General features: G+C 70.2%; 6 protein-coding genes. 4 read left to right on the top strand and 2 right to left on the bottom strand.

The window, feature by feature from the left end; all coding sequences use genetic code 11:
• Both ACM2XV_RS10950 and ACM2XV_RS10945 read right to left on the bottom strand, forming a co-directional pair.
• Positions 1–948, bottom strand: a 948-nt coding sequence (locus tag ACM2XV_RS10950; protein ID WP_487026949.1) for an asparagine synthase-related protein, incomplete at its 3' end; no start/stop codon positions are given.
• Positions 949–1,001: 53 nt separating this feature from the next.
• The gene (locus ACM2XV_RS10945) at positions 1,002–1,160 is read right to left on the bottom strand and encodes a hypothetical protein (protein WP_344776851.1); all 159 of its coding nucleotides are present in this window, start codon (positions 1,158–1,160) and stop codon (positions 1,002–1,004) included.
• A gap of 162 nt (positions 1,161–1,322) precedes the next feature.
• On the opposite strand from ACM2XV_RS10945, the gene ACM2XV_RS10940 reads away from it, so the two are divergent.
• The 4 genes from ACM2XV_RS10940 to ACM2XV_RS10925 all read left to right on the top strand — a co-directional run.
• Complete coding sequence (locus ACM2XV_RS10940; RefSeq protein WP_487026948.1) at positions 1,323–3,149, top strand: ABC transporter ATP-binding protein; 1,827 nt, start codon at positions 1,323–1,325, stop codon at positions 3,147–3,149.
• A 73-nt stretch (positions 3,150–3,222) separates the two neighbouring features.
• Positions 3,223–4,629: a dihydrolipoyl dehydrogenase gene (lpdA, locus tag ACM2XV_RS10935; protein WP_487026947.1), complete on the top strand. Its 1,407-nt coding sequence runs from the start codon at positions 3,223–3,225 to the stop codon at positions 4,627–4,629.
• Positions 4,630–4,824: 195 nt separating this feature from the next.
• Entirely contained in the window at positions 4,825–6,318 is a 1,494-nt protein-coding gene (locus ACM2XV_RS10930) for a sugar transferase (RefSeq protein ID WP_487026946.1), read from the top strand.
• A gap of 14 nt (positions 6,319–6,332) precedes the next feature.
• On the top strand, positions 6,333–6,665 hold a 333-nt coding region (locus ACM2XV_RS10925; protein ID WP_487026945.1), incomplete at its 3' end, for a DapH/DapD/GlmU-related protein.

Raw genomic sequence — 6,665 nt, 5'->3', positions numbered from 1 at the left:
CGTCGAGCGGGCGAGCAGCTCGTCTGGCAGCAGGTCGGAGAAGAGATGGCGCATCACGGCCGTGCGGCCGGCGAATCCCCACCGGCCTCCCTCCGCGGCGAGCGCGCGCACGAAGCGGGGCGCGAGCAGCGGGTGCGCGATGCGCACGTCGTGGTCGTCTGCGGCCCTCTGATAGTTGCGCGCGAGCACGTCGGGAACGCGGCGCCCCAGCAGCTCGATCGTCTCGCGCCCCCAGTGCCACGGGCGGTGATCGGCCGCGCGCAGCCTCTCGACGAGCTCGCGGCGCCCGGCATCCGTGAGCCAGCCCATGCCCTGTCTCAGCTCGCGATTCAGACGCCCGCGGCCACGTGGGAACACCGAAAGCAGCGCCCAGCGCAGAAGCGCGGGGCGCGGGCGACGGCCGAGCTTGAGCAGCAGGGTGAGCGGCGTGATGCGGCGGGGGCCGAGCACTTCGTCGCCGCCTTCGCCGGTCAGGAGGGTTCCGTGGGCGACGAGCGGCAGCATCGGGTCGTCGAGCTGCAGCGCCGGCGGCCACAGCAGGCCGCGGCGGCGCAGATTCGCCGTCACCGCGCCGTCGAGGTACGTCGCGCGCTCGACGACGTCGATGACGATCGGATGCCGGATGCCGAGGTGCTCGAGCACCAGGTTCTGCCAAGAGGTCTCATCGGAGTCGGAATCGCCCGGATAGCGCCGGATCACGGGGATCGGGTCGGGCAGCCCGCGCTGACGTGCGACCGATGTGGCGACGGCCAGCACGGCGGAGGAGTCGCGGCCGCCCGAGAAGCTGACATAGACGGGCCGGTCACCGAAGCAGCGGGCGATCTCGAGCTCGAGCGCGGCACGCGCGCCGGTCGGGTGCAGGCCGGTCACCGAGAAGCCCGCGGTGTCGCCGACGACGCCGAAGGCGATCTCGTCGGGCGTCGGGCGGACGTAGTCGCGGTCAGTCATCGCTTCCCGGGGCCCCTGGCGCGGCGAACCGCGCCAGGGGCGACACGCAGGTCTCAGGAGACATGCGTGCCGTAGGTCGGTCCGTACTGCGTGATCTGACCCGTGGTGGTGTCGATGGACACCCACTGGTCGTCATGGCCGAACTGGCCCTGAGCGAGAGTCACGTCGGCGACGAGCCCGACCGTTCGGACGCGAGGTGCTTCATATGCCATGTTGCGATCCTTGTGATCCGGGAGACACCCGACGAGAAGCCCCCGCACGGGTGGTCCGACGGTAACAATGCGCAGGAAAACCTGACAATCCCTCAGCTGTGCCCAGATGAGGGGGGCCTCGAACACTAACTGAGAGATGCTCGTCACGGGTAGCCTCCGACTGTGAGCCCGACCCCGACCGGGGCGCCCGCGCCCAAGAAGAGCGTCGGCCGCCTCTCCCGCCTCGTTCGCGAGAGCACCGCGCTCGTCTGGGAGTCGGCGCGCCGCTCGTTCGCCGCGCTGACCGCTCTGCAACTGGTCGGCGCGGGGCTGACGGCGCTGCAGGTGCTCGCGACGCAGTGGGTGCTCACAGGCATCCTCGACGTTGCTCGCACCGGGGCGGCGGACGTCGTGCTGCCCGTCGCCGTGCTCGCCCTGCTCACCGCCATCACGGCGGCGACCGGCTCGCTGCAGGGCTCGCTCTCGCGCTTCGTCGGGGAGTCCGTCACGCGCACGATGTGGCGGCGCGTGCTCGACGTCTCGACCGGCGTCGGCCTGAGGCAGTTCGAGGACTCGACGTTCTTCGACCGACTCGACCGGGTGCGCTCGAGCGCCTTGACCCGGCCGTTCCAGGTGACGAACGGCGTCATCTCGTGCATCGGCGCCCTCGCGACGAGCATCGGCCTGGTCGCCACCCTGTACTCGCTGAGCCCGCTGCTGCTGCCCCTCATCCTGATCAGCGGGATCCCCGTGATGCTCACCTCCCGCCAGGAGAGCCGGCTCGAGTACCGCTTCAACGTCGCGCAGACCCAGCGGGCGCGGCTGCGCACCTATCTGCTGCTTCTGCTGACCGGCCGCGACGAGGCCAAGGAGGTGCGCGCCTTCGGCCTGTCGCGCAACCTGCGCGCGCGGCTCGATGCCCTCTACGGGCGCTATCTGCACGAGCTCGGCGCGCACCTGCGCAGGCGCGGCGGCTTCAACCTGATCGGGCAGCTGACCGCCGCTCTCGTGCTCGGCGGCACGCTGCTCGTGCTCGTCTGGCTGATCGCGGGCGGCGGCCTGAGCGTCGCGGCCGCCGGCGCCGCGCTCGTCGCGGTGCGCATGCTCGCGACACAGGTCCAGGCGCTGTCCGGCGGCGTGCAGACGATCTTCGAATCCGGGCTCTTCCTCGACGACCTGCACGAGTTCATGACCCTCGCGCCGCGCGTGCCCGAACTCGAGGTGCACGGGGACCCGATCGACTTCGACGAGATCGTCGCGCGGGACGTGCGGTTCACCTACCCGGGGCGCGTCGAAGCCGCGCTCGACGGCGTCTCGGTGCGCATCGGCCGCGGCGAGGTGGTCGCCCTCGTCGGCGAGAACGGCTCAGGCAAGACGACGCTCGCCAAGGTGCTGGCCGGCCTCTTCCCCGCCGACCACGGCGCCGTCACCTGGGACGGGGTGCCCGTGACCGATCTGCCGCCGGGGGCCGTGCGCGCGAGCACGGCCGTGATCTTCCAGGACTTCGTGCGCTACGCGCTCGACGCCGAGACCAACATCGCGCTCGGCCGCCCCGACGACGCTCCCGATCAGGCATCCGTGCGCGCCGCGGCGAGCGCTGCGGACATCGACGGCGCCCTCTCGGCACTGCCCGCGGGCTACGAGACGCCGCTCACTCGCGTCTTCGAAGGCGGTCACGACCTCTCGGGCGGGCAGTGGCAGCGTGTCGCCATCGCGCGCGCGTTCTATCGGGATGCCCCGCTCGTCGTTCTCGACGAGCCGTCCGCCGCCCTCGACCCGCGGGCGGAGGACGAGCTGTTCTCGTCGCTGCGCCGCACCCTGCAGGGCAGGGCCGCGCTGATCATCTCTCACCGCTTCTCGACCGTGCGCAATGCCGACCGCATCTACGTGCTCGACCACGGGCGGGTGGCCGAGCACGGCTCTCACGACGAGCTGATGGCCCTCGACGGGAGCTATGCCGAACTGTTCCGCCTGCAGGCGGCGGCGTACCTGCCCGACGCCGAGCGGTGAGCGGCGCCCCGCGGACTCGGGAGTTCGCTGGGCCGAGTTAGCGGCGCGCGACGCACAGGAATAGGTTTGAGGCGTGAGTGCACACTTTGACGTCGTTGTCCTCGGTGCGGGCCCCGGCGGCTATGTCGCCGCCATCCGCGCCGCTCAGCTCGGTCTCAAGACCGCCATCATCGAAGAGAAGTACTGGGGCGGCGTGTGCCTCAACGTGGGCTGCATCCCCTCGAAGGCGCTGTTGCGCAATGCGGAGCTCGCCCACATCTTCCACAACGATGCCAAGACCTTCGGCATCTCGGGCGAGGTGAGCTTCGACTACGGCGCGGCGTTCGACCGCAGCCGCAGCGTCGCCGACGGGCGCGTCAAGGGCGTCCACTTCCTCATGAAGAAGAACGGCATCACCGAGTTCGACGGCCGCGGCCGCTTCCTCGATGCGAACACCATCGAGGTGACGAAGTCCGACAGCTCGACCGAGATCGTCTCGTTCGCCAACGCCATCATCGCCACGGGCTCGACCGTGCGCCTGCTGCCCGGCGTGCAGCTCTCCGACAACGTCGTGACCTACGAGTCGCAGATCCTCACTCGCGAGCTGCCGAAGTCGATCGTGATCGTCGGCGCCGGCGCGATCGGCATGGAGTTCGCCTACGTCCTCAAGAACTACGGCGTCGACGTGACGATCATCGAGTTCCTGCCGCGCGCGCTGCCCAACGAGGACGCGGATGTCTCGAAGGAGATCCAGAAGCAGTACAAGAAGCTCGGCGTCAACATCCTGGTCGACACGAAGGTCGAGTCGGTCGTCGACAACGGCGACGCCGGCGTGACCGTGAGCTACACGGGCAACAAGGACGGCGCGCAGGGCTCGATCACGGCGGACAAGGTGCTCATGTCGATCGGCTTCGCGCCGAACGTGACCGGCTACGGCCTCGAGTCGACCGGCGTGCAGCTCACCGACCGCGGCGCCATCGCGATCGACGACCACATGCGCACCAACGTGCCGAACATCTACGCGATCGGTGACGTCACCGCCAAGCTGCAGCTCGCCCACGTGGCAGAGGCGCAGGGCGTCGTGGCCGCCGAGACCATCGGCGGCGCCGAGACCATGACCCTCGGCGACTACCGCATGATGCCCCGCGCCACGTTCTGCCAGCCGCAGGTCGCCTCGTTCGGCCTCACCGAGGAGCAGGCGAAGGCCGAGGGCTACGACGTCGTCGTCGCGCAGTTCCCCTTCACAGCCAACGGCAAGGCGCACGGCCTTGCCGATCCCACCGGCTTCGTCAAGGTGATCGCCGACAAGAAGCACCTCGAGCTGGTCGGCGCGCACATGATCGGCCCCGACGTCTCCGAGCTGCTGCCCGAGCTCACCCTGGCCCAGAAGTGGGACCTCGGCGCGAACGAGCTCGCGCGCAACGTGCACACGCACCCGACCCTGTCGGAGGCGCTGCAGGAGGCGTTCCACGGCCTCACGGGGCACATGATCAACTTCTGAATCCGGCCGAGTCGCGCTCGCGACTCGCCGCGCTCGAGCGGCCCGAAGCCCGGTGTGACCGGCGCTTCGGGCCGCTTCGCGTATAGTTGAAGAATCCTCACCCCCAGCAGTGGGGGCGGTGCCTTCGCGCATCGGTCACTAACGTCGGCATAGTCGAGTAATTCTCACTAACCCCCTTCGGAGAATGCCGAGCCCATGACCACCGACGTGCACCCCACCGCACTTCCCATCGCGAGGGCGGGTTCAACCCCCTCTCCCTCACGCGTCGAGACCAAGCGCTCCCCCGAGGCGCGCCTGACTCGCCGCTACCTCACCGGGCTGCGACTCACGGATGCCGCAGCCATCGCCCTCGCGATGGGAACCTCTTTCGCCATCGGCTACTGGCTCAACTTCCACGGCCCCATGGGCCGCGAGCTCGCGGTGTGCGTCGCCATCGGCACCGTGTGGTACCTCGCCCTGTTCCTCGTCGGCAGCCACGGCCGCCGCACGCTGCACAGCAGCACCGCCGAGTACAAGCACGTGCTCAACACCAGCATCGGCGTGTTCGGCATTCTCGGCGTGGTCGACATCCTGCTCGCCATCCACCTCGGCCGGGAGTTCGCCGCGGCGCTGCCCGTCGGACTGCTGCTGCTCGTCGCCGGCCGCTGGAGCTGGCGGACCTGGCTCGCCGGAATGCCCGTCGACAAGCGCTATCTGCAGCGCGCCCTGGTCGTGGGCAGCGCGCAGGACGTGCGCTACGTGCTGCGCCAGATCCGCCTCGCCGGGGCGGGCTACAACGTCGTCGGCGCCGCCGTGACCGACACCGGCGTCGACCTCGTGAGCGAGGGCACGAGCCGCGTGCCCGTCGTGTGCGAGCCGGGCACCGTGGCGCAGGCCGCGGTCGACTTCGACGCCGACGCCGTCATCGTCGCCAGCCAGCCGCACGACGAGGGCGAGTTCGTGCGCAACCTCAGCTGGAGCCTCGAGCGCAGCGGCGCCGACCTCGTGCTCGCGTCGCGCCTCGTCGATGTGGCCGGCCCGCGGGTGCACTTCAGCCCCGTGCAGGGCCTGCCGCTCATCCATGTCGAGATCCCGCGCTTCGAAGGCGGCAAGCACACCCTCAAGCGCCTCGTCGACGCGCTGCTCGCCGGGGCGGCCCTGCTCGCCCTCAGCCCCCTGCTGCTCGCCGCCGCCATCGCGATCAGACTCGACGACGGCGGCCCCATCCTCTTCCGGCAGACCCGGGTCGGCAAGGACGGCAGCACGTTCCGCATGATCAAGTTCCGGTCGATGGTGACGGATGCCGAGGCCAGACTCGCCACGCTGCGCGAGCTCGCAGACGACGGCAACGGCATGCTCTTCAAGCTGAGGGACGACCCGCGCGTCACGCGCATCGGCCGCGTGCTGCGCAGGTACTCCATCGACGAATTGCCGCAGCTGTGGAACGTGCTCGTCGGCGACATGAGCCTCGTCGGCCCGCGGCCGCCGCTGCCGAGCGAGGTGGCCGAGTACGCCGACCACGTGCGGCGCCGGCTGTACATCAAACCCGGACTGACCGGGATGTGGCAGATCAGCGGACGCAGCGACCTGAGCTGGGACGAGAGCGTGCGCATCGACCTCTTCTACGTCGAGAACTGGTCGCTGATGGGCGATCTCGTCATCCTCTGGCGCACGGTCCGCGTGCTCCTGCGCCCGGTGGGTGCGTATTGAGCACGATGCACGCCGTGCGCACCCCTGGCATCGACCCCACCGCATCGATCGGCGACCGCTCGCGGGTGAATCGGCTCGCACGCGTCGGGGAGTTCGCGCGGGTGGGCACCGGCTGCGACATCCGAGCGGGAGTCGTGATCGGCCGCAACGTGCTCATCGGCCGCAACTGCGTCGTGCGCGAGGGCGCGCGACTGCAGGAATCCGTTCTCGTCGAAGACGCCGTCACGATCGAGGCGGAGGCGGTCCTCGCCAGCCGGGTCGGCGACCATCTCGCGGGCGTGACGGTGCGCAGCGGCGCGGTGATCGGCGCGGGCGCGCGCTGCGTCGGGCCCGCCGTCATCGGGCGC

It is taken from the genome of Gryllotalpicola sp. CP2-P1 (assembly GCF_057512245.1).
This window is presented reverse-complemented; position numbering and strand designations above follow the sequence as displayed.

Coding starts and splice junctions, on each gene's coding strand:
- ACM2XV_RS10945 (WP_344776851.1), bottom strand. CDS start 1,160: ATGGCATATGAAGCACCTCGCGTCCGAACGGTCGGGCTCGTCGCCGAC.
- ACM2XV_RS10930 (WP_487026946.1), top strand. CDS start 4,825: ATGACCACCGACGTGCACCCCACCGCACTTCCCATCGCGAGGGCGGGT.